This window comes from Cytobacillus oceanisediminis (genome assembly GCF_004366035.1).
GTDB classification, from domain to species: Bacteria; Bacillota; Bacilli; order Bacillales; family Cytobacillaceae; genus Cytobacillus; species Cytobacillus oceanisediminis_C.
Genome location: NZ_SOEE01000004.1, coordinates 109,533 through 135,101 on the forward strand (window position 1 = coordinate 109,533; position 25,569 = coordinate 135,101).

25 protein-coding genes are annotated in these 25,569 nt (G+C 39.5%); 19 read left to right on the forward strand and 6 right to left on the reverse strand.

Annotated features, from left to right (window positions below; translation table 11 throughout):
• Nucleotides 1–25 precede the first annotated feature (25 nt).
• Nucleotides 26–340, forward strand: a complete 315-nt coding sequence (locus DFO72_RS11360) for a YlaH-like family protein (protein WP_113881807.1) — start codon at nucleotides 26–28, stop codon at nucleotides 338–340.
• 15 nt (nucleotides 341–355) lie between these two features.
• A complete protein-coding gene (locus DFO72_RS11365; protein WP_113881808.1) occupies nucleotides 356–646 on the forward strand; it encodes a hypothetical protein in 291 nt (96 codons plus the stop codon).
• Between the two features lie 289 nt (nucleotides 647–935).
• Here the strand turns inward: DFO72_RS11365 and DFO72_RS11370 are convergent, their stop codons facing one another.
• Nucleotides 936–1,136, reverse strand: a complete 201-nt coding sequence (locus DFO72_RS11370; RefSeq protein ID WP_113881809.1) for a YlaI family protein — start codon at nucleotides 1,134–1,136, stop codon at nucleotides 936–938.
• Between the two features lie 237 nt (nucleotides 1,137–1,373).
• Here DFO72_RS11370 and DFO72_RS11375 point away from each other — a divergent pair, with 237 nt between their 5' ends.
• Nucleotides 1,374–1,829, forward strand: coding sequence for a pyridoxamine 5'-phosphate oxidase family protein (locus DFO72_RS11375; protein ID WP_113882141.1), 456 nt, complete (start codon nucleotides 1,374–1,376; stop codon nucleotides 1,827–1,829).
• 89 nt (nucleotides 1,830–1,918) lie between these two features.
• Here DFO72_RS11375 and DFO72_RS11380 read toward each other — a convergent pair whose 3' ends face one another.
• Nucleotides 1,919–2,524, reverse strand: a complete 606-nt coding sequence (locus DFO72_RS11380) for a YhcN/YlaJ family sporulation lipoprotein (protein ID WP_113881810.1) — start codon at nucleotides 2,522–2,524, stop codon at nucleotides 1,919–1,921.
• 336 nt (nucleotides 2,525–2,860) lie between these two features.
• Here DFO72_RS11380 and DFO72_RS11385 point away from each other — a divergent pair, with 336 nt between their 5' ends.
• On the forward strand, nucleotides 2,861–4,192 hold the full coding sequence (locus DFO72_RS11385; protein ID WP_181782278.1) for a PhoH family protein: 1,332 nt from the start codon (nucleotides 2,861–2,863) through the stop codon (nucleotides 4,190–4,192).
• A gap of 440 nt (nucleotides 4,193–4,632) precedes the next feature.
• On the opposite strand, the gene DFO72_RS11395 is transcribed toward DFO72_RS11385, so the two are convergent.
• Nucleotides 4,633–5,130 carry a peptidyl-prolyl cis-trans isomerase gene (locus DFO72_RS11395; protein ID WP_113881813.1) on the reverse strand — a complete coding sequence of 166 codons (498 nt, stop codon included), beginning with the start codon at nucleotides 5,128–5,130 and terminating at the stop codon, nucleotides 4,633–4,635.
• Nucleotides 5,131–5,400: 270 nt separating this feature from the next.
• On the opposite strand from DFO72_RS11395, the gene DFO72_RS11400 reads away from it, so the two are divergent.
• From DFO72_RS11400 to pyc, 3 genes are all read left to right on the forward strand, one after another.
• Nucleotides 5,401–5,682 carry a YlaN family protein gene (locus DFO72_RS11400; RefSeq protein WP_019381685.1) on the forward strand — a complete coding sequence of 94 codons (282 nt, stop codon included), beginning with the start codon at nucleotides 5,401–5,403 and terminating at the stop codon, nucleotides 5,680–5,682.
• Nucleotides 5,683–5,940: 258 nt separating this feature from the next.
• On the forward strand, nucleotides 5,941–7,143 hold the full coding sequence (locus tag DFO72_RS11405) for an FtsW/RodA/SpoVE family cell cycle protein (RefSeq protein ID WP_113881814.1): 1,203 nt from the start codon (nucleotides 5,941–5,943) through the stop codon (nucleotides 7,141–7,143).
• 174 nt (nucleotides 7,144–7,317) lie between these two features.
• Complete coding sequence (gene pyc, locus DFO72_RS11410) at nucleotides 7,318–10,758, forward strand: pyruvate carboxylase (RefSeq protein WP_113881815.1); 3,441 nt, start codon at nucleotides 7,318–7,320, stop codon at nucleotides 10,756–10,758.
• A 302-nt stretch (nucleotides 10,759–11,060) separates the two neighbouring features.
• On the opposite strand, the gene DFO72_RS11415 is transcribed toward pyc, so the two are convergent.
• Nucleotides 11,061–12,038 (reverse strand): COX15/CtaA family protein, encoded by a 978-nt coding sequence (locus DFO72_RS11415; RefSeq protein WP_113881816.1) that lies wholly within the window; start codon nucleotides 12,036–12,038, stop codon nucleotides 11,061–11,063.
• Nucleotides 12,039–12,686: 648 nt separating this feature from the next.
• Here DFO72_RS11415 and cyoE point away from each other — a divergent pair.
• The 9 genes from cyoE (at nucleotide 12,687) to DFO72_RS29930 (ending at nucleotide 21,942) form a co-directional block, all read left to right on the forward strand.
• Nucleotides 12,687–13,625: a heme o synthase gene (gene cyoE / locus DFO72_RS11420; protein WP_113881817.1), complete on the forward strand. Its 939-nt coding sequence runs from the start codon at nucleotides 12,687–12,689 to the stop codon at nucleotides 13,623–13,625.
• A 111-nt stretch (nucleotides 13,626–13,736) separates the two neighbouring features.
• The gene (gene coxB, locus DFO72_RS11425; RefSeq protein WP_019381689.1) at nucleotides 13,737–14,813 is read left to right on the forward strand and encodes a cytochrome c oxidase subunit II; all 1,077 of its coding nucleotides are present in this window, start codon (nucleotides 13,737–13,739) and stop codon (nucleotides 14,811–14,813) included.
• Between the two features lie 27 nt (nucleotides 14,814–14,840).
• Nucleotides 14,841–16,709 (forward strand): cytochrome c oxidase subunit I, encoded by a 1,869-nt coding sequence (ctaD, locus tag DFO72_RS11430; protein ID WP_113881818.1) that lies wholly within the window; start codon nucleotides 14,841–14,843, stop codon nucleotides 16,707–16,709.
• Nucleotides 16,709–17,338 (forward strand): cytochrome (ubi)quinol oxidase subunit III, encoded by a 630-nt coding sequence (locus DFO72_RS11435; protein ID WP_113881819.1) that lies wholly within the window; start codon nucleotides 16,709–16,711, stop codon nucleotides 17,336–17,338. The genes ctaD and DFO72_RS11435 overlap by 1 nt, the downstream gene beginning before the upstream one ends.
• Before the next feature lie 4 nt (nucleotides 17,339–17,342).
• Nucleotides 17,343–17,678: a cytochrome c oxidase subunit IVB gene (gene ctaF, locus DFO72_RS11440; protein WP_009330942.1), complete on the forward strand. Its 336-nt coding sequence runs from the start codon at nucleotides 17,343–17,345 to the stop codon at nucleotides 17,676–17,678.
• 191 nt (nucleotides 17,679–17,869) lie between these two features.
• Entirely contained in the window at nucleotides 17,870–18,772 is a 903-nt protein-coding gene (gene ctaG, locus DFO72_RS11445; protein WP_113881820.1) for a cytochrome c oxidase assembly factor CtaG, read from the forward strand.
• Between the two features lie 231 nt (nucleotides 18,773–19,003).
• The gene (locus tag DFO72_RS11450; protein WP_113881821.1) at nucleotides 19,004–19,471 is read left to right on the forward strand and encodes a DUF420 domain-containing protein; all 468 of its coding nucleotides are present in this window, start codon (nucleotides 19,004–19,006) and stop codon (nucleotides 19,469–19,471) included.
• A 133-nt stretch (nucleotides 19,472–19,604) separates the two neighbouring features.
• Nucleotides 19,605–20,777 carry a GNAT family N-acetyltransferase gene (locus DFO72_RS11455; protein ID WP_113881822.1) on the forward strand — a complete coding sequence of 391 codons (1,173 nt, stop codon included), beginning with the start codon at nucleotides 19,605–19,607 and terminating at the stop codon, nucleotides 20,775–20,777.
• 856 nt (nucleotides 20,778–21,633) lie between these two features.
• A complete protein-coding gene (locus DFO72_RS29930) occupies nucleotides 21,634–21,942 on the forward strand; it encodes a group II intron maturase-specific domain-containing protein (RefSeq protein WP_258549810.1) in 309 nt (102 codons plus the stop codon).
• 273 nt (nucleotides 21,943–22,215) lie between these two features.
• On the opposite strand, the gene ytvI is transcribed toward DFO72_RS29930, so the two are convergent.
• A complete protein-coding gene (ytvI, locus tag DFO72_RS11465) occupies nucleotides 22,216–23,274 on the reverse strand; it encodes a sporulation integral membrane protein YtvI (RefSeq protein ID WP_113881823.1) in 1,059 nt (352 codons plus the stop codon).
• Between the two features lie 157 nt (nucleotides 23,275–23,431).
• Between ytvI and DFO72_RS11470 the strand changes: the two genes are divergently transcribed.
• Nucleotides 23,432–23,782 (forward strand): Asp23/Gls24 family envelope stress response protein, encoded by a 351-nt coding sequence (locus tag DFO72_RS11470; RefSeq protein WP_113881824.1) that lies wholly within the window; start codon nucleotides 23,432–23,434, stop codon nucleotides 23,780–23,782.
• 99 nt (nucleotides 23,783–23,881) lie between these two features.
• Here DFO72_RS11470 and DFO72_RS11475 read toward each other — a convergent pair whose 3' ends face one another.
• Nucleotides 23,882–24,241, reverse strand: coding sequence for a YugN family protein (locus DFO72_RS11475; protein WP_113881825.1), 360 nt, complete (start codon nucleotides 24,239–24,241; stop codon nucleotides 23,882–23,884).
• 234 nt (nucleotides 24,242–24,475) lie between these two features.
• Between DFO72_RS11475 and DFO72_RS11480 the strand changes: the two genes are divergently transcribed.
• Nucleotides 24,476–25,117 (forward strand): CAP domain-containing protein, encoded by a 642-nt coding sequence (locus DFO72_RS11480; RefSeq protein ID WP_113881826.1) that lies wholly within the window; start codon nucleotides 24,476–24,478, stop codon nucleotides 25,115–25,117.
• A 3-nt stretch (nucleotides 25,118–25,120) separates the two neighbouring features.
• On the forward strand, nucleotides 25,121–25,552 hold the full coding sequence (locus tag DFO72_RS11485) for a CBS domain-containing protein (RefSeq protein ID WP_113881827.1): 432 nt from the start codon (nucleotides 25,121–25,123) through the stop codon (nucleotides 25,550–25,552).
• Nucleotides 25,553–25,569: the final 17 nt, after the last annotated feature.

Below are 25,569 nucleotides of genomic sequence, written 5' to 3' on the forward strand. Positions count from 1 at the left end.
CTAAGAAGGGAGAGGAGAGAAGGATATGGATGTTTCACAGCGCCTGTCTTTTTTCGCTGCTTTGTTCAAAGTCGATGAGAATCCCACAACCGGAATGTGGCTTCTTTATATAACAATTGTTCTATTATCTATCCTGGTTTTTAAATTGGGATTTGCCAAGAAACTTCCTATTATAAAATCAGCTGTGATATACACCTTCTTAATTTTGGGATGCACTATGCTGACATTTCTTGGGGTATTCCTTCCTGTAGCAGAAGGACTTGTTGTGGCTGCGTTAATCTTGATTGTCTATAAGATCCGCCTTCACCAGGAAAAGAAGGAACAGGCAAAGGCGGAATAACAGGGAGAGGCTGAGATGAAATCTTTGCAGGATTCACTGTATAACTGGTTAACGATAAAAATTGTCTGTGATGAACGTCCGGATGATACAGCAGCAGCAGACACGGAAAAAATGTTTTTTGACATTCTTTCAGAAGAGCATAGGATTTCTGATATCGAAGTTGAGAAAGATGATTTTATGTACTTTGTGCATTATTCTAAGGATAGAGAACGGAAAAAGAGCCGTTTTCCCCGTGAATTAATAGAAGTGATGCTTAATCAGATTCAAAATGAACCTGAAAAGTATGTGAATTATCCAGAGGATTAAGAAAAGCCGTCCCTATATGTTCTTAGGGACGGCTTTTTTATAGTTTAGGAATTTCTAAAATATAACGATGTAAATAACTTTGATGAAAAATTATCTGCATCCAGCTCTAGCGCCTGCCCCTCGTGTAATAAGAAAAATCACTCCAGAAATCAGGACAAGGAATACTTCAGCAGCGATACATTGCCCGCCCAAAGTAAGCTTTGGGAGGTTTTCTGTGTAATTCATCTTAAGCCTGTCAGGGGATCAAGGAGCTTCCGCTTTTGTTGCTTCGTGATCGGTGTTGCCCGATTTACCATTCTTCCTCCTGGACTTTGCTTCGGTAGAGGTTAAAGTTTCCGGTTTCTGCTCTTTCTTGAGTTTTTTCGGTAATTCTTGTTTCACATGGTTTGCACATATATGTGTGAATAGGGCGGTTTCGAAGCCGTTTAGCCTGTAAGGACTCGTTTTCAATTGATTCGATTTTATCACAAAGTACACATTTAACTCGCATAGGACACCTCATATTGTTTTAGCTGTTGTTAATACCATTATAGTATAAGTTAAGGATTGATTCGAATGCTTTAACGGCAAATTAAAATTTTTACGGTTTGGCCGTATCGGGTTTATTGTGTTAGTTCATATTAGTATTAAAGTGCAAAGGCTTCAAACAGACTTGAGGAAAAGGATGTTATTGGTTGAAAGAAAAGCGTTATCATACTATGATGAAGTTAATAAAGGAGGGAAAAGAATGGCAAATCAGGTAGAACCGAAATTAATTAAACCATTATATGACGAACTGCAAAAGGAACGATTTGTTACACTTGCCACTGTTGATTTTGAAACCGGCGGTCCTAATGTCAATGCGATATCATGGGTATTGGCAAAAAATGAGGAAACATTGTATTTTGCAGTCGATAACCGTTCCAGGATTGTTCAAAACATAAATAGCAATAACATGGTTGTTCTGAATATTATTGCAAATGAATCTACATATTCCATCGCTGGTGAAGCTTCTGTTAAGGCAGAAAAGATGGAAGGAGTACCTCTTAAGCTTGCACTTATGGAGATCACTGTGAAAGAAGTCCGTGATGTTATGTTTTACGGGTCTAAAATCACAGTAGAGCCGCAATATGACAAAACATATGATAAAGACGCAGCAGCCCGTTTGGATAAACAGGTTATGGAAGCGATGAAAAAAGCTTAGTTCCCTTTGGGAACTAAGCTTTTTTTGGGGGCTAAAAAAGCGGCAGGCACCTAGCCGTTTATCTAAAACAGCAGATGCCTGTCACCCTTTTATTTATGATAATTCGATTGTTCTTCCTGTTTTTGTTCGAGCTGTTTTTCCTGATTGTTGTCGAGCTTTTTCTTTGGATCTTCGGTTGCGTTTTTCTCATTTTTCTTTTTTGGATCAACTAAATCGGCAGGAACTTCAGGCATAAGCCGTCCCGCGATATCTGCCAGTTCATTCATGATTCCTTGCAAGGGCTCACCGTTTTGGATGTCTTCAGCTATTTCCCGAAGCCTTGCGTTAATATCCGGATCAGCCACTACAATTGCTCTTGCACCATGAGGATCATTTTTGAGGCTTTCGGCAACTGAATACTTAATTGTTCCAACCTCAGAACGGTCGAGGTTTTTGTTCACATCTACTCCGACAATAGCAAAACGTCCAAGAACAACAGCAGTCGCATCATTCACATTAGGGACTCGGGTAGCCAAATTGACAAGATGCCTGGAAACTTGCTGTCCAGTTTCCCTGTCAACTTCCTGTATTGTACTATTTTTAACATTTATAGTGTTAGTATTTTGCTGTTCCTGATGGTCCTGCGCCTGATTGCCGTTCATACCGCACCCTGATAATAGCAATCCTGCCATGCATATCAGCAGCCATCTATTCATATTTGACACCTCCGGGCGATCAAAATTTCCCTGAAATTGAAAATGGTCACTTGACTTTTCAGGTTCAGGAATAATGAGATTCTTTAATGTTATTGTGCAAAATTTCTTCTATCTTTATTCGGCATTACATATATTTTTACCAAGATAGATTTGTCCACTTCGTAAGAAAGCTTTATTCCTGATTAATCAACATCTTAAAAGGAATGAATAATATAAAACAACAGGAGAATAATCCATCAAGATTGAAGGTGATTCTTTCATAAAGCTGCATCCGCAAGCAGGGGACCTCGCTTTTGTAATTTGCTTAATAAAGACACAAGAGGAGCAGGAGGCATCATATTGAGTAAAATTTACGTATTAGATACCAATGTCTTGTTGCAGGATCCTAATTCCATATTTTCATTTGAAGAAAATGAAGTAGTCATTCCAGCTGTAGTCCTGGAAGAAGTTGATTCTAAGAAAAGGTATATGGATGAAATTGGGAGGAACGCAAGACAAGTATCCCGGCTGATTGACAGCATGAGGGAGACGGGTAAGCTGCATGAGAAAATACCTCTTGAAAATGGCGGAAGCCTGCGAATAGAGTTAAATCATAGGTCGTTTCATGAACTTCAAGAGATCTTTGTAGAAAAAACAAATGATAATCGGATTTTGGCAGTTGCAAAAAACTTATCACTTGAGGAAGAGACAAAAGAAAATGGACGAACGGTTATTCTTGTAAGCAAAGATGCCCTTGTCCGAGTTAAAGCAGATGCTATCGGGCTAATTTCAGAAGACTTCTTAAGTGACCGTGTGGTTGAAAATGATCATTTATATCCTGGATTTCTGGAAGTCTATATCGGTCTCGATATTATGAACCGCTTTTATGAAAAAGGAGAACTGCCGCTATCAGAAATAGCGAACCATCCTTTATACCCTAATCAGTTTCTGGTGATGAAGGATGCGCTGGGTTCATCTTCGTCTGCGCTTGGTATTGTGGACAAAAGTGGAAAAATGGTGAAAAAGCTTATTTTTGACCATGATCATATTTGGGGGATCAAGCCAAGGAACGTCCAGCAGACAATGGCTCTCGAGCTCTTGCTTAGAGATGATCTGCCGCTTGTTACGCTTATCGGAAAGGCAGGAACCGGGAAAACTCTTATGGCGCTGGCATCCGGATTAATGCAGACAGAGGATTATGGCCAATACAAAAAATTGCTGGTGGCTCGCCCCATTGTGCCGGTAGGAAAAGATTTGGGATTCCTTCCCGGAGAAAAAGAGGAAAAGTTAAGGCCGTGGATGCAGCCGATTTATGATAATTTGGAGTACCTGTTTAATGTCAAAAAGCCAGGTGAATTGGATGCAATATTGGCTGGTATGGGCTCTATTGAGGTGGAAGCTCTGACATACATTAGGGGCAGAAGCATACCAGATCAATTTATTATTATTGATGAAGCGCAGAATCTGACAAAACATGAGGTAAAAACCATTTTAACCAGGGTGGGGGAAGGAAGTAAAATTGTCCTGATGGGAGACCCAGAGCAAATAGATCATCCCTACTTGGATGCTTATAACAACGGGCTCACTTATGTGGTGGAGAGATTTAAAGATCAGGTTATCTCAGGCCATGTCAAACTTGTTAAAGGTGAGAGATCTGGCCTTGCCCAGCTTGCTGCTGACCTATTATAGCCTGCCTAAAAGTGGCCCTGGAATATGCGGTTTATATGACGGGGAAGGTTCATGCCCGTTTGACTCCCAAAAGAAAAGCGCAAGTGCCTTGCCCACCCCCGACAAGCACAAGACGAGCCTCCCGGAAAGGTGTCGTTTGCCTTTTTGGGAGGGATTGCCCGAAATGTGGAGGCGACTGCCCTTTCAAGGAACGCAGACTAATAGCGCCACGTCCTGAGACAATGTCTGCATGACCCGCATCCTGCGGTGCCTTAGGCATAAGATGGTTCATGTTAGACGTTCTTCCTTCTGAAAGGAAACGGCTTATGACCCCGAGCCCCTGGGAGCCGCAACAAGACATGTGTGAGCTCGATGGGGGAGGCGCTGGAGCTAGTAATTTTCGACGTTCAAATATTTAATACATTAAATAAAAAAGGGCGATTCACAATCGCCCTCTCCGGTCATTCAACTCTAAATGCCTTCACACTTTTTATGGGTGAATTTTGATTGCTTCCATCCCCATAATAGACATGAACAGGGCCATCTTCTTTTAAAGGTTTTCCATCCTTTGAGAACCCCAATATCAATTCCTCGGCTTGAGATAAAGCTAATCGGGCTTCCCCATCTTCACTTTCAATGATAACAGTTTCAGCATTCTCCTTCGGTTCTGCATTCCTAAGAAATGGTTTAAAAGGTATACCGAATGTGCCTGTCAGAACTTTTTCTTTTTCAAATTTCTTTTCTGTTTTAAGTGTTGGAGGAAATACTGCACCTTCCATAATTTCTCTATCCCAGTGCTTTGAGACTGCTTTGGTATATTCCTCAAGTTCATTTTTCCTGATATCATCTTGAATAAAGTATGTTGTTAAATCGAGTCTTCGATCATCGAATATCCAGACTCCTGGATCTAAGGTGATTTGGTATTTAACGTTTCCTTTAAAGGTAATTATATTCTCCATATTAGACCTCCTGGCAGCTCCATGTTGTGCATTAAGTATGTAAATTTAAGTATACAGGTTTTTAAGCGGCTTGTCAGTCGCTCAATTGGTTCGGCGGTTTAATGAACAGGACCATTCCTGAAGTGTACTGATGACAGGCCATATTAGTGGTGTTCTGCAGAGAATCAAGAATCATTTCTCTTTGGAATCCCTTATTATCCTTGCTTTTTTCCAAGCTTAAGTATAAAATTTATAGATAGGATGATCGCTCGGAAATGGAGGGATTGAAAGTTGGCTTCTGACATGATTATTGATCACAAAGAAAAAGCAAATGCTCTATTAAAGGCAGATGCTGCTAAAATATTAAAATTAATTAAGGTGCAAATGGATAACCTGACTATGCCTCAATGTCCTCTATATGAGGAGGTTCTTGATACCCAGATGTTTGGCTTATCCAGAGAAATAGATTTTGCTGTCCGTCTTGGATTAATTGAAGAGGCTGAAGGCAAGGCTATTTTAGATGAATTGGAAAGGGAGCTATCCATGCTCCACGAAGCCTCAGTAAAAAAATAAAAAAAAACTCAAACATCTGTTAAAGATTGTTTGAGTTTTTTTATAACTGGATGAACTTTTAAAAGAAAAGAAATAGTATATCCAAAAGAAAAGAAATGTTAAAATTGTATAACTTAATTTAAAATTAGTATGACATAATTATAGAATTTTTTTCATTGCTGTGTTACATTTAAATTAACTTTTCTTTTCTTCGAAGCAGGATATTCAATACTATAGTAGAATAAGTAATAAACTTAGAAGATAAGGGAAGAGGGCTGGATGTTAAAAAAAATATTAAAATCATATGATTATACCCTGATTATTGCAGTAGCCCTGTTATCTGTTTTTGGACTCATTATGGTTTTCAGTGCAAGCATGGTAACAGCTGTGCAGATCTATGATCAGGAAAGCGACTTTTTTTATAATAAACAAAAAATGCATTTAATTATCTCAGCAATTGTTTTTATTATTGTCGCTCTATTTCCTTACAAAGCTATGCAAAGTAATAAATTTCTTGTTCCAATGGTGTTCATTTCGTTATTCGGCCTGATTGCTCTATTTATTTTTGGTAAAGTAGCCGGCGGTGCGATGAGCTGGTTTGAAATCGGGAGCAGAAGCCTTCAGCCTGCAGAATTTGTCAAGCTTTCAGTCATCATATATTTAGCAGCTGTCTATGCCAAAAAGCAGCCCTATATTAATGAGTTTAATAAAGGGGTTCTTCCCCCGCTTGCTTATCTGATTCTAGCCGCTTTGCTTGTTGCAGTTCAGCCTGACTTTGGTTCTGCGATGATTATTTTTCTGGTAGCAGCTGCCGTCATTTTTACTTCAGGCATGAATTTCAAAAACATATTTAGGCTAGGACTATTTGGAGTACTATTAGCTGCGCCTTTTATCCTCTTGTTAAAAGATAAGATTTTCGCACCTTATCGAATGGGCAGGGTCGAAGCATTTAGAGATCCTTTTGGTTCAGAATTCGGGTATCAGCTTTCGAATTCCTATATTGCCCTTGGTGCAGGCGGATTAAAAGGCCTGGGACTTGGTGAAAGTATACAAAAGCTTGGCTATCTTCCTGAGGCGCATACAGACTTCATTATGGCTGTAATTGCTGAAGAGCTTGGGGCATTTGGAGTAGGTTTTGTGATTTTGCTTCTCGGGTATATTGTCCTGAGAGGAATCTTTATCAGTTTAAAGTGTAAAGATGCTTTTGGCAGCTTATTGGCTATAGGCATATCCGCTATGATAGGTATTCAGGCATTCATTAATCTTGCAGGGATTTCCGGTGTTATGCCGCTGACAGGTGTTACACTTCCTTTTATCAGCTATGGAGGTTCATCTCTGCTTCAGCTTTCGATTGCAATGGGGATTTTAGTCAATGTATCTATGTTTGTAAATTATGAACAAAAATACAAAAATAAAAATGAACAGACAAATCCGGAACCTATGGAACTGGATTCCGAAAAAACATTTTCCATTCGTAAATAGGCACAGAAAACGTGCTTTATTTATACATCAATCAGCGAAGCTGATTACATAATTGCTTCCATCAGGGAGCAGCCAATTCAAAGTTACTAAGGCCGGCCAGCGGGAAACCCACCCGGCCTCAACTTGAATTTGGCAGAATATTGCCAAAAAATACATAAAGATGGGGTGTTTTGTTTGAACCGAAGAATTAACAAGGTATTAGTAGCCAATAGAGGAGAAATTGCCATTCGGGTTTTCCGTGCCTGCACAGAGCTGGATATCCGCACGGTAGCCATCTATTCCAAAGAGGACTCCGGATCCTATCATCGCTATAAAGCGGATGAAGCTTATCTGGTAGGGAAGGGTAAAAAACCGATTGATGCCTATCTGGATATTGAAGGAATCATTGATATTGCGAAAAGCAGTGATGTTGATGCCATTCATCCAGGATACGGATTTCTATCTGAAAATATAGAATTCGCAAAACGCTGCGAGGAAGAGGGCATCATATTTATCGGTCCTACTTCTAAGCATCTGGACATGTTTGGAGATAAAGTTAAAGCAAGAACGCAGGCACAGCTTGCTGAAATTCCGGTTATTCCTGGCAGTGATGGCCCTGCAGAAAGCCTGGATGAAGTGATTAGCTTTGGCAAAAATCACGGGTTCCCGATAATCATTAAAGCTTCACTTGGCGGCGGCGGAAGAGGCATGCGCATCGTAAGGAGCCTGGAAGAAGTTAAGGAATCATATGAGCGTGCAAAGTCGGAAGCTAAAGCAGCTTTTGGCAATGATGAAGTTTATGTTGAAAGATTCATAGAAAGGCCAAAACATATAGAGGTTCAAATCATTGGTGACAATGAAGGGAATATTGTCCACCTGTATGAAAGAGATTGTTCAGTCCAGAGGCGTCACCAGAAGGTTGTAGAAGTAGCACCTTGCGTATCTCTTTCGGAAAAATTAAGAGATGATATATGCCAGGCTGCTGTTAATCTTATGAAGAATGTAGATTATATTAATGCAGGAACTGTGGAATTTCTGGTATCAGGTGAACAGTTTTATTTCATTGAAGTAAATCCGCGTGTTCAAGTTGAGCATACGATCACCGAAATGGTAACAGGAGTTGATATTGTACAAACACAGATTTTAGTGGCTGAAGGCTACTCCCTGCACAGTAAAGAAGTGGGTGTTCCTGAACAGGAAAATATTAACATTCATGGATTTGCCATTCAATCACGTGTTACAACAGAAGATCCTTTAAATAATTTCATGCCTGATACTGGCCGGTTAATGGCTTATAGATCAGGCGGCGGTTTCGGCGTCCGGCTTGATGCGGGGAACGGTTTCCAGGGAGCGGTGATCACACCTTATTATGATTCACTGCTGGTTAAACTCTCAACGCATGCCATGACTTTCCAGCAGGCAGCATCAAAAATGGTGCGGAACCTGCAGGAGTTCCGAATCAGGGGCATTAAAACAAATATTCCTTTCCTTGAGAATGTAGTAAAACACGAGAAATTCTTAAGAGGGGAATATGATACATCATTTATTGATGAAACACCTGAACTATTCCTGTTCCCTAAAAGGAAAGACCGCGGAACGAAGATGCTGAATTATATCGGAAATGTAACTGTTAATGGATTCCCGGGAATTGAAAAGAAAAAACGTCCGGTATTTGATGAGCCGCGGGTGCCAAAATTAAAATACAGCACAGATTATCAGGACGGCACAAAACAAATTTTAGACAATCACGGTCCTGAAGGGCTTGTTAAATGGATTAAAGAGCAAAAAGAAGTTTTAATTACTGATACGACCTTCCGTGACGCCCATCAATCATTGCTGGCGACAAGAGTAAGGACAAATGACTTGAAGCATATCGCAGAACCGACAGCAAAATTGCTTCCTGATATGTTTTCCTTTGAAATGTGGGGCGGTGCAACTTTTGATGTCGCGTATAGATTCCTGAAAGAAGATCCCTGGGAAAGGCTGCTGGCATTGCGCGAAAAAATGCCAAATGTTTTATTCCAGATGCTTCTTCGTGCATCAAATGCAGTGGGATATAAAAACTATCCTGATAATGTAATAAGAGAGTTTGTTGAAAAATCAGCCTACGCTGGCATTGATGTCTTCCGGATTTTCGATAGTCTTAACTGGGTTAAAGGGATGGAAGTCGCAATTGACGCTGTCCGACAGACAGGGAAAATTGCAGAAGCCTCCATGTGCTATACAGGTGATATTTTGGATCCTGCCAGAACAAAGTACAATCTTAAATATTATAAAGACCTGGCAAAAGAGTTAGAGAATCAGGGAGCCCATATACTGGCAATCAAAGATATGGCTGGTTTATTGAAGCCGCATTCAGCCTACACCCTTATATCTGAATTGAAAGAGACTGTTGACATTCCAATTCACCTTCATACTCATGATACGAGTGGAAATGGAATTTTCACATATGCAAAAGCTATTGAAGCTGGAGTGGATATTGTGGATACTGCCCTAAGCACAATGGCAGGCTTAACATCACAGCCAAGTGCTAATTCTTTATATTACGCTCTGCAGGGGAATGACAGACAGCCAAAAATTGATATCCAGGCGCTTGAGCAGCTATCTTACTATTGGGAAGATGTGCGCAAATACTACCTGGACTTCGAAAGCGGCATGAAGGCCCCTCATTCAGAAGTCTATCAGCATGAGATGCCAGGCGGACAATACAGTAATCTTCAGCAGCAGGCTAAAGCTGTTGGCCTTGGAGATAAGTGGGATGAAGTTAAGGACATGTATTCCCGTGTGAATCAAATGTTTGGTGATATCGTTAAAGTTACGCCTTCTTCCAAGGTAGTTGGTGATATGGCATTATTTATGGTCCAGAATCAGCTGACAGAGCAGGATGTTTTGAATAAAGGCAAATCTCTGGATTTTCCAGACTCAGTTGTAGAATTGTTTGAAGGCTATTTAGGACAGCCATATGGAGGATTCCCGGCAGAACTGCAAAAGGTCATATTGAAAGACAGAGAGCCTATCACTGTCCGACCGGGAGAGCTTCTTGAAGATGTGGATTTCGATGCTTTAAAAGAAAAACTCTTTAAAGAACTGGGCAGGCAGGTTACAAGCTTTGATGCGATTGCCTATGCACTGTATCCAAAAGTATTTATGGACTATATTAAGACCTGTGAACAATTTGGTGATATTTCTGTTCTTGACACCCCAACATTTTTATATGGTTTAAGATTGGGTGAGGAAGTTGAAATTGAAATTGAAACAGGTAAAACATTGATAGTAAAATTGGTTTCAATTGGTCAGCCTCAAGCTGATGGCACAAGAATTGTGTATTTTGAGCTAAATGGCCAGCCTCGTGAAGTAAGCATAAAAGATGAAAGCATTAAAGCGACTGTAGCCTCCAAGGCAAAAGCTGATCCGCATAATGAAAGTCATATTGCAGCCAGCATGCCGGGAACTGTAATCAAGGTGCTTGTAGAAAAAGGTGAAAAAGTCGAAAAGGGCGATCACTTAATGATTACAGAAGCTATGAAAATGGAAACAACTGTACAGGCGCCATATTCTGGAACAGTTAAAGATATCCACGTCTTGAACGGTGAAGCAATTCAAACAGGAGACTTATTGATAGAGCTGTCAAAATAAGGTGAAACTAACAATCAGTGAGGACATTATCCCCACTGATTGTCAGTTTAGGAGGCCCACAGGACAAGGAAGGCTTCGTCAGTATGTTTCTTCGCACGACCAAAAGTGAGAGCTTTTGGGAGGAGTGGGCCACAAAGACGTTGGCACAGTAAGTGGCGTCTTAGTCTTTGTTCTTCTTTTTGGACCCATTTATCCTCCTTGATTCCACTGTGTCATGAAGTGGGAGCCATATTGCCTGTTAGATTCGATAAATATAGCAAAAGAGCTTCGGCAGTTTGCCGAAGCTCTTTTGTTTAAAGTAATTATGGAATGGAAGTAACGGTCGGGATAGCAGATTCATCATTTTTCTCTTTTTCTCTAACAGCAGAAAAAGCAAGCTCATTCTTCCTGCTCCGTGAGGATAAAAGGATAAAATAGCTTAATACTCCAAATAAGCAGGAAATAAAGAAGGCGTGGGCAAGAGCTATATACAAGTTAAGTCGGGTTAAAACAACTAATGCACCAGCAGCAACCTGCAGCGTTACTAGGATAAATGAAATGATCCAGCCCCAATAAACAACTTTCTGTTCCTTGTAATGCTTAATTGCAAGGTAAGTAATGTAACCGATCCATATAAAAATTAATCCGGCAGCAGCTCGGTGGCCCATTTGCACCCATTCATACATATTTTCCGGTAGAGCGAAAGAACCGTTAAAGCAAAGCGGCCAGTCACGGCAGACTAGACTTGCATTAACATGGCGCACAAGGGCGCCAGTGTATACAACAGCATAGCTGTAAATAGAAACTCCAATGATATGTTTCCTCATTCTTTTATCAATAATGAGCATCTCGGCCTCGAATTTCTTATCTACTTCAAAAATAAGTAAAGTTAAAAGCAGTACTGCAGCAAATGATATTAAAGAAATCCCGAAATGAAGGGCAAGTACAAAGTCAGATTGCCCCCATACTACTGCGGCCGCTCCGATTAAAGCCTGGAGGACAAGGAAGAAGAACGAAGTGAGTGATAAAAACTTTGTTTCTCTTATATGTCCTAATTTTCTCCATGTCCAAATCGATAATATCAGGACCATAAAACCAACTGAGCCTGAAACAAGTCTGTGCGCCAGTTCGATAATCAATTCAGGAGTAATGTCGCTAGGAACAAATTCGCCATTGCAAAGCGGCCAGGATTTCCCGCATCCCATTCCTGATTCAGTTTTAGTTACCAGGGCACCGCCGAGCAAAATTAAAAGCATGCCGATAGTAGTAAGAACGGCAAACCATTTTAAAGATCGTTGCAAAGCCTTTCACCTTCTTTAAATATTCTATGTCTATCATTGGGAAAACAATTGAATTACTAAGTATTTGTCCGTTTTCTATCTTATCAAAGATTCTATAAAAAGCCATATAATAATGTACGTCATTTTACTTTTTCGATAGTACAGGAATAAAGCTTTTTTTACAACAGTTATAAAATTTATAAAGTTAATTATAGTAAAAAAGGTTGAAACTTGTAATGGAGTTTGCTAGAAATATAAAGGGGGTATTAAATGGTTAACCCCTGTCGCGGAAAGTATCACAAAATACATAAAAGTGAGTATATTTTTTCTTCTTTAGTTTTCTAAAGCAGTTTTATTATCTCAAAAAAGCAACCATTCTTTAAGTGAATTTAATTTTTGACACAAATTAGTCATAAATTATTCTAAAAAAATTCACAAAAGAGTTTTAAAGTGTGATTTAATATACAGAGAAATGGTTTAGTTTCATTAGATAATATACAGTTTGAATACATTATTAATGGTAGAAAACTATTAGGATTATTATTATCCATCCAGGGTTTACCCCTCGTTTTTTTATCGCGAACATAGCTTTGCAGGCATTTATGCTTTATAGTAGGTGTAGTGCAAAGATAGCTATTGTCTGCGATAAGAGATAAAGGAGGAAAAGATATGTCTAACTCACGGGCTTTGAGTGATGCTGCTATTGAGGACAGTGAGCGAAGCCTTCAAAAAGATATACCTGAGACTACAGTTTGGAAGGATTTCCTTGCCCTTATCAAAATAGGCATTGTAAACTCCAATCTGATTACAACCTTCACCGGTCTTTGGCTTGCACTGCATTTTTCCGGAAAGGGATTTTTCAATAATCTTGATCTGGTTTTTTATACAGTCATTGGCTCCTCATTGATTATTGCAGGCTCCTGCAGCTTAAATAATTATATTGACCGCGACATTGATCCATTAATGGAAAGAACAAGAGGGAGGCCAACTGTTACCGGGAAAGTAAATGCGGGCAAGGTTGCACTTTTGAGCTTTCTCCTTATTGGCCTTGGTACGGCCTTTTTAATGTTTACAACAGCATCTGCAGTTGTAATAGGATTAATTGGCGTTTTCAGCTATGTTGTTTTATATACAATGTGGACGAAACGCAGATTTGTATCCAATACGATTGTAGGCAGCATTTCAGGTGCAGTTCCACCGCTGATTGGATGGGCAGCTGCCGATGGCAATCTCGACCCAATGGCTTGGGTGCTGTTCGCTATCGTTTTTATCTGGCAGCCTCCTCATTTTTATGCTTTAGCAATGAGAAGGGTGGAGGAATACCGGGCTGCGGGAGTTCCCATGCTTCCAGTTGTAAAAGGGTTTAAAACTACCAAAAGGCATATTTACATATGGGTTGCAGCATTATTGCCGCTGCCATTTCTTATGCCATCACTTGGATTGCCTTTTTTAATCCTTGCCACAGCTTTGAACATTGGATGGTTATTGACGGGATTATATGCGAGGAAATTTAACAATGATATAAAATGGGCTACATTAATGTTTGTATACTCCCTGCAATATCTGACCATCATGTTTGTAGCTATGGTGATCATCACACTTATCTAACTTAGTTAGGAAATTCTTTCTTTCGCTAGTACCGAGAGAGGATTTATCCATATTTTTTGATCAAACAATTCAAAAAATGAAATTTTTACGAAAGAGGGGTTTGATTAAGCTATGAAAAGGCTTGCAAAGTGGCGTCTTTTTTCTCTGTTTGCAATGATGGCGCTCATTCTTTCCGCTTGTTCCGGCAAACCGTATTTATCTACGCTGAATCCTGCCGGCGAAGTGGCGCAAACACAATTTGATTTGATGGTGTTAAGTACTGCAATAATGGTAGGAGTAATTGCGGTAGTAACAGTAATCTTCTTTATTGTTGTTTTTAAATTCCGCCGCAAGGACGACAGAATTCCAAAACAAGTTGAAGGAAGCCACAAACTGGAAATCATTTGGACTGTTATTCCTATTCTTTTGCTTCTAATTCTTGCTGTACCTACAGTTTCTGCTACCTTTAAGCTTGCAGATGTAAGCCCAATGGAAAAGAAGAATGAAGAAGGCAAAACAGATGCACTTGTTGTTAATGTGCGTGCAAACTTATACTGGTGGGAGTTCGAATATCCAAACCAGGAAATTATCACTGGCCAGGAATTAGTTGTGCCAACTGATGAAAAAGTTTATTTCAATCTGATAGCTTCAGATGTTAAGCACTCCTTCTGGATCCCTGCTGTAGGCGGTAAGCTGGATACGAACACTGACAACGTGAACAAATTCTGGCTGAAATTTGATGGTGAAAAGGCTGCTGAGGCTGATAATTTCTTCTATGGAAAATGTGCTGAGCTTTGTGGCCCATCACACGCTCTAATGGATTTCAAAGTTAAAGCGGTTCCACGTGATCAATTCGATCAATGGGTAACTGCCATGCAGGACGTTAAAGAACCTAAAAAGGCAGAGACTGATTTGGCTCAAGCTGGTCAGGAAGTCTTCAACAACAGCTGTATCGGCTGTCATGCTGTAACACCAGCTAACACTGCTCCAGAAGCAGCTCGTCTAGCTCCTAACTTAACGAACTTCGGTGATCGTGATCGTATTGCTGGTATCCTTGACCATACTGAGGAAGATCTTAAGGATTGGTTAAGAGATCCAGAGACATTCAAGCCTGGAAATAAAATGACAGGTACGTATGGCGAATTGACTGAAGAACAGCTTGATGCCCTTACAGAATATTTAATGGGCTTGAAAGTTACCGAACAATAGGGGATTTTTGAAAAGGGAGGTAAAATTGTGAGTACCTTAGCACAAAAAAAAGGTTTCGGAGCGGTTTTATGGGATTACTTAACAACTGTTGACCATAAAAAAATCGCAATCCTTTATCTTATAGCTGGCGGATTTTTCTTCTTGCTTGGCGGATTGGAAGCCATGTTCATCCGTATTCAGCTTGCAGTACCAAATAATGACTTTGTAAGTGCCGGATTGTATAATGAGATATTAACAATGCACGGTACAACGATGATCTTCTTGGCGGCTATGCCACTAATTTTTGCTTTTATGAATGCAGTTATGCCACTGCAGATCGGTGCGCGTGACGTTGCGTTCCCATTCTTGAATTCTTTAGGATTCTGGCTGTTTTTCTTTGGCGGAGTTTTCTTGAACCTATCATGGTTCTTGGGCGGAGCTCCTGATGCCGGCTGGACTTCTTATGCTTCTTTATCAATTGCTTCTGAAGGGCATGGGATCGACTTCTATGCACTTGGGCTGCAAATATCAGGTGCTGGAACGTTAATCGGGGGTATTAACTTCCTTGTTACCATCATTAACATGCGTGCTCCTGGTATGACATACATGCGTATGCCAATGTTCACTTGGGCTACTTTTGTTACATCTGCATTGATTTTGTTTGCATTCCCTGCTTTAACAGTAGGATTATTCCTGTTAATTTTCGACCGTATGTTTGGATCTAACTTCTTTGATCCGGCAATGGGCGGTAATACAATTATCTGGGAGCACTTCTTCTGGATTTTTGGTCACCCTGAAGTTTATATCCTGGTATTGCCGGCTTTCGGTATTTTCTCAGAGATATTTGCGATTTTCTCAAGAAAGCGTCTTTTCGGATACTCTTCCATGGTATTCGCAACGGTCCTTATTGGATTCTTAGGATTCATGGTATGGGCTCACCATATGTTTACAACTGGTATGGGGCCGATCGCTAACGCAATTTTCGCTGTTGCCACTATGGCGATTGCAGTACCGACTGGTATTAAGATCTTTAACTGGCTATTTACAATGTGGGGCGGAAGCATAACGTTCACAACTCCGATGCTTTGGGCTGTTGCCTTTATTCCTTCATTCGTAGCCGGCGGTGTAACTGGTGTAATGCTTGCATCTGCTGCACAGGATTATCAGTACCATGACAGCTACTTTGTAGTTGCTCACTTCCATTATGTTATTGTCGGCGGTGTTGTGTTTGCATTATTTGCTGGCGCACATCTATACTGGCCAAAGATGTTCGGAACAATGCTAAACGAGTTCCTTGGAAAAATTACTTTCGTATTATTCTTTATTGGATTCCACTTAACATTCTTTATCCAGCATTTCCTCGGCCTTTGGGGAATGCCTCGCCGTATCTTCACTTTCCTTCCTGGACAGGGACTTGAAACGGCAAATATGGTTAGTACTGTCGGTGCCTTCTTCATGGCAGCTGCAGTAATCATTATGTTAATTAATATTGTTATAACAAGTGTTAAAAATGAAAAAGTTGGCAATGACCCTTGGGGAGATGGCCGTACTTTAGAATGGGCCATTCCATCACCACCTCCATTTTACAATTTCAAGCAGCTTCCGCTTGTTCGCGGTCTTGATGCATACTGGCTTGAAAAAATGGAAGGAAAAAAAGGCATGTCACCTGCTGAGCCGCTTGGTGATATCCATATGCCAAACAACTCTTTCATTCCATTTGTAATTTCTTTAGGTCTATTTGTTGCTGCATTTGGTGCAATGTACCGAGCGGAGCATAGCTGGGGTATTCCAGTACTAATCTTTGGTATGCTTATTACTTTAGGTTCAATGTTTGTTCGCTCTGTTAAGGATGACCACGGATACCACATTCATAAAGAAGATTTGGAAGATAATAATGATAAGGGGGTTAAGGCATAATGGCTGCTGAACAAAAAATGACTTACGAAACATGGCCGGCGTCGCCTGAAAAACAAACCCTCGAAGCCAAGAACAAGTTCTTAGGTTTCTGGTTTTTCCTTGGGGGAGAGACGGTTCTATTCGCATCCCTCTTCGCAACATATCTTGCTTTAAAAGATAAAGTACCTAGCAGTGATATGGCTTTAGCAAAGGACTTGTTTGAAATTCCATTGGCATTTATTATGACGATGCTATTATTAACAAGTTCTTTAACAAGCGTGTACGCTATGTACCACATGAAAAACTTTAACTTTAAAAAGATGCAGCTATGGCTTGGAATTACTGTTTTGCTTGGGCTTGGATTCCTAGGTTTGGAAATTTACGAGTTCAATCACTATGTGCATGAATTCCATCATAGCTTCACAAGCAGCGCCTTTGGTTCAGCTTTCTATACATTAGTCGGCTTCCATGGAGGGCACGTTGCATTTGGTTTATTGTGGATCACTACTTTAATGATCCGAAACAGCAAAAGAGGATTGAACCTTTACAATGCTCCTAAGTTCTATGTTGCCAGCCTGTACTGGCACTTCATCGACGTTGTTTGGGTATTCATCTTCACTGTAGTATATTTAATGGGAATGGTGGGATAAACTGATGGCCAATCAACAACCAAACTCAGGTAACCCAAGAGTAGACATTGAATATAGACGCAAAAAAAGTGCAGAAGAGATGAAACATCAAGTTATCACGTTTGCACTTATGATCTTCCTGACAATTGTTGCGTTCGTTGCAGCAGGTTATGAAGGTTTCTCTGGATGGTTTATTGTTCCATTCATCCTGATTCTTGCTATCGTGCAAGTAATCTTTCAATTATATTATTTCATGCATATGAGTCACAAAGGTCATGAAGCACCTGCATTGTTCTTATATTCCGGAGCGTTAGTCGGATTTATAACAATCATTGCTTTCTTGACTGTTATTTGGTGGTAAGTATAAGAGAAAATCGGCTGATGGCCGATTTTCTTTTTATGTAACGCAGCTTTAGCAAATTAATAAGCATTTACTGATTTATTGAGATTGCAGGATGAAAAGAGTATAATGATACTTGTCAATATGGAAAGCAGAATATTCATGGCAGGATGCGTTTATGGCAGTTGAGCAATATTGAATGAGGTGAAAGCATGTCTTTAGAAATATTCGGTTTTCGTGCACTTTGGAGTCCGTATTTCTTTTTATTTGTACTATTGATTCTTGCAGGCTACTATATGATTACAATAAAGTACCGCGGAAAGTTCAAAAATAGCGAGCCTTTAACTAGAAGGCAGGGTGTATATTTTACTGTCGCGATGATCGTGTTATATGTAATTAAGGGCTCCCCTGTGGATTTGATGGGCCATTTAATGTTCTATGCCCATATGATTCAGATGGCTATCCTGTATTTAGTTGTTCCTCCTCTTGTAGTCATGGGGGTCCCTCAATGGTTATGGAGAGCAGTGATTAATCACAAAACTGTTAAACCGGTATTCCGTCTTTTTACAAAGCCATTAATAGCAATAATCCTGTTTAATGGAGTATTTTCCATTTATCACATTCCGGATGTTTTTGATGTAGTCAAAACGGATATGATGCTCCATACTGTGTATACATCTGCTTTGTTCCTGCTTGCAATCTTTATGTGGTGGCCGACGATTAATGAGCTCCCTGAAATGGAGTCACTTGACGGTCTGAAAAAGGTAGGATATGTTTTTGCCAATGGTGTTTTATTGACACCTGCGTGTGCATTGATTATATTTGCAGATACTCCAATGTACAACACATATTCTGATCCGAATGCCTGGGCGCAGGCCCTTCAGTTATGTGTCCCTTCTTCAACACTGGCAAGCCTGAACCTCAGCGGACCCGAAATGTTTAATTCAATGTCACTTATACACGACCAGCAGCTTGGCGGGGTAATTATGAAGATTATCCAGGAAATTGTCTATGGCATCATCCTCGCGCAAATTTTCTATGCATGGTACAAAAAAGAACAGGAAATTACGCCTTCAGAGGAAGAAACAATGCTAAATCCGCATTTAGTAAAATAAAAGGAAACTCCAGTCAGCGGCTGGAGTTTTTTTAAAACTAATTTTGCCTTTTTCTCAACTTAGCAATGAAATCTATCACTTTCTAATTGCTAAATATTGAACATTTAAGGAACTTTTATTAAAAGCCCTTACAGTTTGTTGAAAAAAACAGTGCACTCTACTAAAATTAACTTTGTAATAAAAATAACATACTGCTGAATTTCAAACCGATATTGGAGAGAGGAAGAATTTATGGAATACTCATTACCTATACTGCCTACCATCAGCACTACCTTTATTGTACTCAGTGCATTAACGGTTGCGATTGGGTGGGTCCAAATTAGCCAAAAGAAGCTTGAAGCTCATAAAAAAACAATGACCTTGGCTGCTGTGTTTGCTGTTATTTTCTTTATCATATATGCCAGCAGAACAGTATTTATAGGAAATACTGCTTTTGGGGGACCTGATGATATAAAAATTTATTATACAATTTTCTTAATTTTCCATATTACGCTTGCAACTGTAGGAGCAGTATTAGGAATTATCTCATTATATACAGGCTATAAAAATAAATTAGCATCACATAGAAAATTAGGCCCGGTTACTAGTGTGGTCTGGTTCTTTACTGGCATAACAGGTGTTGCAGTCTATTTGCTGCTGTATGTTTTCTATCACGGCGGAGAAACAACCTCTGTCATTAAGGCGATTTTGGGTACGTAACAGGTTAAAAATGCCGCTATCTTTTTTAGCGGTATTTTTTTTATGCTTAAAATTATATCCACTTCCTGTTTTAAAAGGACTTAATAAGTTTATGGCGAATATTTATAAGGATATTTAATTGGGAGTGAATTTTGTGTCTGTAAGGAAATTATCAGAGAATGAATATATAGAGGCCATGAAGCTTTCCATGTATGCTTTTCAGTACAATGTGCCTGAAGCTGACATTCCAGCCAGGAAGGACCGATTAAAAAAACATTCCATTTTTGGTATCTGGGAAGAGGAAAGCCTGGCTGCGAAGCTCCACATCATCCCCCTTAAAGTTCATATTAATGGACTTGAATGGAACATGGGAGGTGTTGCAGGTGTGGCAACATATCCTGAATTCAGGAGAAAAGGGTATGTAAGCAGCCTGATAAAGCACGCTTTAACCGAGATGGACAAAAAGGATCAGCTATTTTCATTTTTGCATCCTTTTAATATTTCTTTCTATCGGAAATACGGATGGGAAATATTCACCGAATATAAGAAAACACTTATTAACAAAATAGATTTACAAATGGCCGGAAAATCTTCAGGGACTATTAAACGATATACTAAGAATCAGCACACAAAAACCATAGAAAAGATTTATAAAAAATATATGCTGAGGTATTCAGGCGGGCTTGTCAGAGACGCATATTGGTGGGAGAACTTTGTTTATTCTGACAGCCAGATTGCGGTGTACTTTGACGAAGCAGGTGAAGGACAGGGCTATATTTTATTCAAAGTAAAAGACAATAAAATGGATATCGAAGAATTTGCGGCTTTAAATCAGGAAGCCAGAGTGAATTTATGGAATTTTATCTGTCAGCATGATTCGATGGTTGAGGAAGTAAAGATCATTACTTCAGTACACGATCCATTTCCTTATTACCTGAATCAGCCAAATTTAAAAATGGAGGTTTTCCCTTACTTTATGGGGAGAATCGTCAATGCTGATAAGTGTCTCAGCCAATATTCATTCAATGAAAATAGTGAAAATGTCTTTTTGCATATTGAGGATCACCATGCACCATGGAATAATGGAAGCTACTTGATTAAAGACGATGGTGTCAGGGTGTTTAAAGAGAAAGAAGGAAGCCAATGCATAAACCCTCCAGCACGAGGATTGCATATGTCTATCAATGCCCTTTCAGCGATTATAATTGGCTATAAGAGGCCAATGGAGCTATATGAATTAGGCGAAATTAAAGGACCAAGGAATGATGCTGAGATACTAGAAAGAAAAATTCCTGTTCAACAATCCTTTTTCTATGATTTTTTTTAAGAAAACACAGTTGAGATGTATGTAGGAAAGAAGAAGCGTCCTGGCGGACGCTTTTTTACTTGTATGCCAGGCATGGCAACTATCTAGGTGGTGAAAGTCCACTGTGGGGGTACGCATCAGCCAACCACTAAGGAAGCGCAAGGTACTTATCGTGAGATAAGGGCTGGAGGAAGCGCGGAATGAAACCTTGGCTCGACGTACAGAAATCTGATACTAAAGCTTTTTAAAGGGATAAGGCTCCAAGACAAGTCAAAGTCCAAAAGATGTGCGTAACTTTATAGAGTAAATCAGGAAAGATAGATGTCTTACCCTGGGAGGTCTTCCGGATTTACGCAAGTACAGTCGAAAAAAGTTAGTCGCAAGAAGTCAGCAGATGCCATAGTAGTGAAATTAATTCATGGAGGGCTGAACAAATTATAGTGTTTCAACATCACGATATGAAGAGACTCCCGTAGGGACTCCGCAAGGGGGAAACCTCAGTCCACTACTGAGCAATATTATGTTGAATGAACTAGATAAGGAACTAGAAAGAAAAGTGCTGCGATTCGTGAGATAAGCTGATGACGGTCTCATCTTTGTGAAGAGCGAGAAAGCAGCGACAGAGTGATGAAGACAATCGTGAGATTTATAGAAGGAAAATTAGGGTTGGTAATCAATGCAGAAAAGAGTAAAGTCTCTTGTCCAAAAGAGTTAAAATTTTTAGGATTTGGATACTACTATGATTTCAAAACTGAGAGATACCAAGTGAAACCTCACAAAAAATCAGTACAGAAATTTCAAAGAAAGCTACGACAACTTACAAAACGAAATGGAATCGTCTCTTTAGATTTCAGAATTCTTAAGCTTAAAACAAGTCATTTTCGGTTGGGTAAATTCATTTAGAATCGCAAACATGAGAAAAGTAATGGCCAAGATAGATGGGATGTTGCGTTCAAGAATAAGAGTAATCATCTGGAAGCAATGGAAGGTTCCAAGAAAACAAATCAAATCGTTAATTCAACTAGGGATATCCGAAGAAGAAGCGAAAGGATTAGCCTTCTGTCGAAAGGGTTGCCGGTACATTGGACTATCGAAAGTTGTCCAAAGAGCCATCTCAAACAACAGACTAAAGCAGAGGGTACTCCCCTCTGCTTTAGAACACTATCTAAAAGTACACACACTGTAATGTAAATTGAAGTGCCCTATACCGTGAACCGTACGTACGGTGTTGTGAGAGGGGCAAAAAAAATTTAATTTATTTTTCCTCTACTCGATTGGGTTGTTTTCGCAATTAACATAGTTTATTTTGCTGAGTTGATTGGAGAGGGAGACCCCGCAGACGAGCCGAGGAGCTCTGTTCCTCCCCGCGGAAAGCAAGTGCCTGCAGCGGAAATCAACGGACTAAATGCATAGCGCAAATAACAATCTAAGAGAATAGAGAGCTACTTTTTAACACAGTTTATATTTTGAATTTCATCTTAATAAGCCCTGCTTCTTTTGCAGAATTAAAGGCAATGACCAGTAATGGACCAATAATGAAGCCCAGTATTCCAATGAGTTTCAGGCCTAGATACATGGCTATTAGCGTAGCAAGCGGGGATAGCCCTATATGGGTGCCCATTACCTTTGGCTCTACTGTCCTGCGGATAATTAACAGGACGGCTGCAAGAATCGCCAATTGCGTTCCCATAGCTAAATCTCCTGTCAGCAGGTGGAACAATGCCCATGGGCCAAGAATGACAATCGAGCCAATAATAGGGATAAAATCAATAATCCAAATGATTATAGACATGATCAATGCCATTTCTGGATTGATGAATAATAATCCAATCAGGGAAACGATAAAGATAATTACACTTACAAGGAATTGAGCCTTGAAAAAGCCAAATCCGACATAAGATAGCCGTGAAGTCATAAACTTGACTTTATCTGCTGTTTTTTCTGTAAGGTGATTATATAAGCCTTTCCTTAATCGCGGAAGATCTATTAAAAACAAAAATAATGCAATCAAATATACGATGAAACTGACAAGATAATTCGGGATGTTTGTCAGAAGTGCTTTTAAGCTATCAATATTTACGTAAGCGACAAGGTCATTCTTCGTTTTATTCAAGAAGGATTGAATCTGGTTGCTTATTTCATCAACAAGGTCTCTAGGAAGGTCTTTGGCGGCATTGGAAAAGTCCGCTTCCGCCCTGAGCCATGCTTTTGTGATTTCATTAATGTACATAGGAGCATTTTCAACAAGTTTAATGGCTTCAGTTATCACTTTTGTCGTAATAAAATAGCCAGATAAGCCAATGAAGAGGACAAATCCAAGAAAAGTAATCAGCACAGATACTCTTCGGTTTATTTTAATTTTATTTTGCAGCAGTTTCACAACTGGCTCCAGGATTAATGCTGTAATAAATGCAACAATCAGCGGAACAGAAACAGGCAAAATGAAATAAAAAAGGACAGTTATAAGAATTACAGCAATCAATATTAATAAAAAACGTTTTGTAAATATCGCAGACAAAATAAGTCCCCTTCCCCAATTTAGTTAACCATCAAAAGATCGTAACACTTTGATTATAGTATGCATTAAATATTATAAAAACTGAAAATAATTGGTTTAAAACTGAGAGATTATTGCCCGATTTATAAAAAATCGTACAGAAAGAAGTGAAAGAAAGATGCATAATGATCATCTTGACTTCGAGACGATTCAGGCAGCCAGCGATATAATCTCCGCCATCGTAGAATCCAGCCTGCAGGAAAGAGAAAGCGTCTTTCCTCTTAATCATGAAAGATTCACATTCTTTAAGAAAATAAAAGACCCGATCTCCATCTCTTTTAAAAATACTGAAGTATATTTGAAGATTAAGCTTAACTTTATTAAGGGAAAAAATATTTTGGAGGAAACTCTCCAGATTCAGAAAGAAATCAAAGATGAAATTGTTCATTTAACCGGACTGGAAGTTAAAAGAGTTGACCTCTCAATTCAAAAAATTATTCCTGCAGGAAACAGTCTCCGGAACTTATGATTTTTGAAGGTCATACAGCTAATGTAAAAAGACGCATGATGTTCATGCGTCTTTTCCATGTAAAAAATACATTCATTAATCATAATGAAAAAGCAAAAATTACTCAGCGAATTGGTCAATCTCTGCATTGATCTCACTTAGAATTTTTTCGCATTGACTTACTAATGATTTAGGGAAACTTTCTCCTTCACCGTATTCTACCCCATGCGGATAATAATGTTTGCCAAGCAGGGGAGTCATAAGCTGAATATTTGCTCTATGTGCCCCTACATCTCCTTCAACAGCATATCCAAACACACGAAGGTAAAATACACCCTCTTTTAATTCGAACTTACGGTCATATGTAACTCTTTCATAATCCCATTGCCCTTCACGGACCAGTCCGTGTGAAAGCATTACTTCATCTAAGCGGGTTAAGTCTGCTTTTTTATTTTCCAGACCTGTGTTTTCAAATTTCATAATTGTCCCTCCTGAAAACAATCCATGGTTCAGATGAACGATCCATGCATAATTTTAACAAGTTTATCTCAAATTTAATAATAGTAGAAAAAAGCGTAACTTGCAACGGATTCATGCAAGAAAACATCGACCTCTGAAAGAACGTTAGTTGAAATGTCATAATTGAAGGACTGGCTGCCTTATCATTAGCAAATAGAAACTGGTGCTGCCAAACTGTGAAAGGGGAAGCGTCAATTGCAGAAATTCAAAACCATTATTATCTTCTTTTTTCTTATTTTTTTAACAGCAGATCCTGTAGGCGCTGCAACAGATTACAGGGTTGAGCAAAAGGATACACTTTGGGAAATAGCGCTAAGATTCCAGCAGGATTTACAAGAAATTATTAATAGCAACCCCCAGATAGAAAACCCTGATTTAATTTTCCCTGGTGAAATTATTACCATTCCTGGTCATGGAAGAGAATTTGCTATTCCCAAAATGGATGTGAATGAAAATGACCTTATGGAGCTTGCTAACCAAAAACGAAAAGAACTAAAGCTTCAACCATTATCTGTAGATTTGCATCTGAATGGTGCAGCCAAGAAAAAGTCTTTGGACATGATGAAATTAGAATATGTTTCACATAATTCTCCCACATATGGAAATCCTATTGAAATGTTAAGGAATCAGCGGATTTCTTTTCTGACCGTAAAGGAGAATATTGGAGCGGGCTATAAAACAGCTGATGAAATGTTTGCTGCCTGGATGAATTCCTCAGTCCACCGGGATAATATTCTAAACAAAAAGGCAACACATATTGGTGTTGGCTATATTCAAGGAGGCTTGCACGGTCACTATTGGACCATATTCATTGTTGAGAAAAATCAAGGAGGATGAAAAATGGAAATGATTCGTGATATTATGACCGACCAAGTTGAAAGCTGTTCTCTTCTGGACAATGTGTATGAAGTGGCAGTTAAGATGAAAGAATTAAACGTAGGGGCTGTCCCGATTGTGGATAGTGAAAAGTTAGTAGGAATGATTACAGACCGGGATATCGTTCTTCGCTGTGTGGCAGAAAAACACCCTGCTTCATCCAAAGTAGAAGATATTATGAGCAGCCATTTAGTAACCGTTACCAGGGATACAGAGGCTCGGGAAGCTGCACGCTTGATGGCTGAACATCAAATTCGCAGGCTTCCTGTTGTGGAAGGTGACAAGCTTGTTGGAATAGTATCTCTCGGGGACTTTGCCGTCCGTCATTTAACAGATGACCAGGCTGGAGAAGCGCTTACTGATATTTCAAAACACGAAACTGAAGCACAGCATTAAGAGGACACCGTTAGGGT

What these genes read in the sequence shown, in the direction of transcription:
- DFO72_RS11360 (WP_113881807.1), top strand. Translation starts at nt 26, where the DNA reads ATGGATGTTTCACAGCGCCTGTCTTTTTTCGCTGCTTTGTTCAAAGTC.
- DFO72_RS11365 (WP_113881808.1), top strand. Translation starts at nt 356, where the DNA reads ATGAAATCTTTGCAGGATTCACTGTATAACTGGTTAACGATAAAAATT.
- DFO72_RS11370 (WP_113881809.1), bottom strand. Translation starts at nt 1,136, where the DNA reads ATGCGAGTTAAATGTGTACTTTGTGATAAAATCGAATCAATTGAAAAC.
- DFO72_RS11375 (WP_113882141.1), top strand. Translation starts at nt 1,374, where the DNA reads ATGGCAAATCAGGTAGAACCGAAATTAATTAAACCATTATATGACGAA.
- DFO72_RS11380 (WP_113881810.1), bottom strand. Translation starts at nt 2,524, where the DNA reads ATGAATAGATGGCTGCTGATATGCATGGCAGGATTGCTATTATCAGGG.
- DFO72_RS11395 (WP_113881813.1), bottom strand. Translation starts at nt 5,130, where the DNA reads ATGGAGAATATAATTACCTTTAAAGGAAACGTTAAATACCAAATCACC.
- DFO72_RS11405 (WP_113881814.1), top strand. Translation starts at nt 5,941, where the DNA reads ATGTTAAAAAAAATATTAAAATCATATGATTATACCCTGATTATTGCA.
- cyoE (WP_113881817.1), top strand. Translation starts at nt 12,687, where the DNA reads ATGTCTAACTCACGGGCTTTGAGTGATGCTGCTATTGAGGACAGTGAG.
- coxB (WP_019381689.1), top strand. Translation starts at nt 13,737, where the DNA reads ATGAAAAGGCTTGCAAAGTGGCGTCTTTTTTCTCTGTTTGCAATGATG.
- DFO72_RS11435 (WP_113881819.1), top strand. Translation starts at nt 16,709, where the DNA reads ATGGCTGCTGAACAAAAAATGACTTACGAAACATGGCCGGCGTCGCCT.
- ctaF (WP_009330942.1), top strand. Translation starts at nt 17,343, where the DNA reads ATGGCCAATCAACAACCAAACTCAGGTAACCCAAGAGTAGACATTGAA.
- ctaG (WP_113881820.1), top strand. Translation starts at nt 17,870, where the DNA reads ATGTCTTTAGAAATATTCGGTTTTCGTGCACTTTGGAGTCCGTATTTC.
- DFO72_RS11450 (WP_113881821.1), top strand. Translation starts at nt 19,004, where the DNA reads ATGGAATACTCATTACCTATACTGCCTACCATCAGCACTACCTTTATT.
- DFO72_RS11470 (WP_113881824.1), top strand. Translation starts at nt 23,432, where the DNA reads ATGCATAATGATCATCTTGACTTCGAGACGATTCAGGCAGCCAGCGAT.
- DFO72_RS11475 (WP_113881825.1), bottom strand. Translation starts at nt 24,241, where the DNA reads ATGAAATTTGAAAACACAGGTCTGGAAAATAAAAAAGCAGACTTAACC.
- DFO72_RS11485 (WP_113881827.1), top strand. Translation starts at nt 25,121, where the DNA reads ATGGAAATGATTCGTGATATTATGACCGACCAAGTTGAAAGCTGTTCT.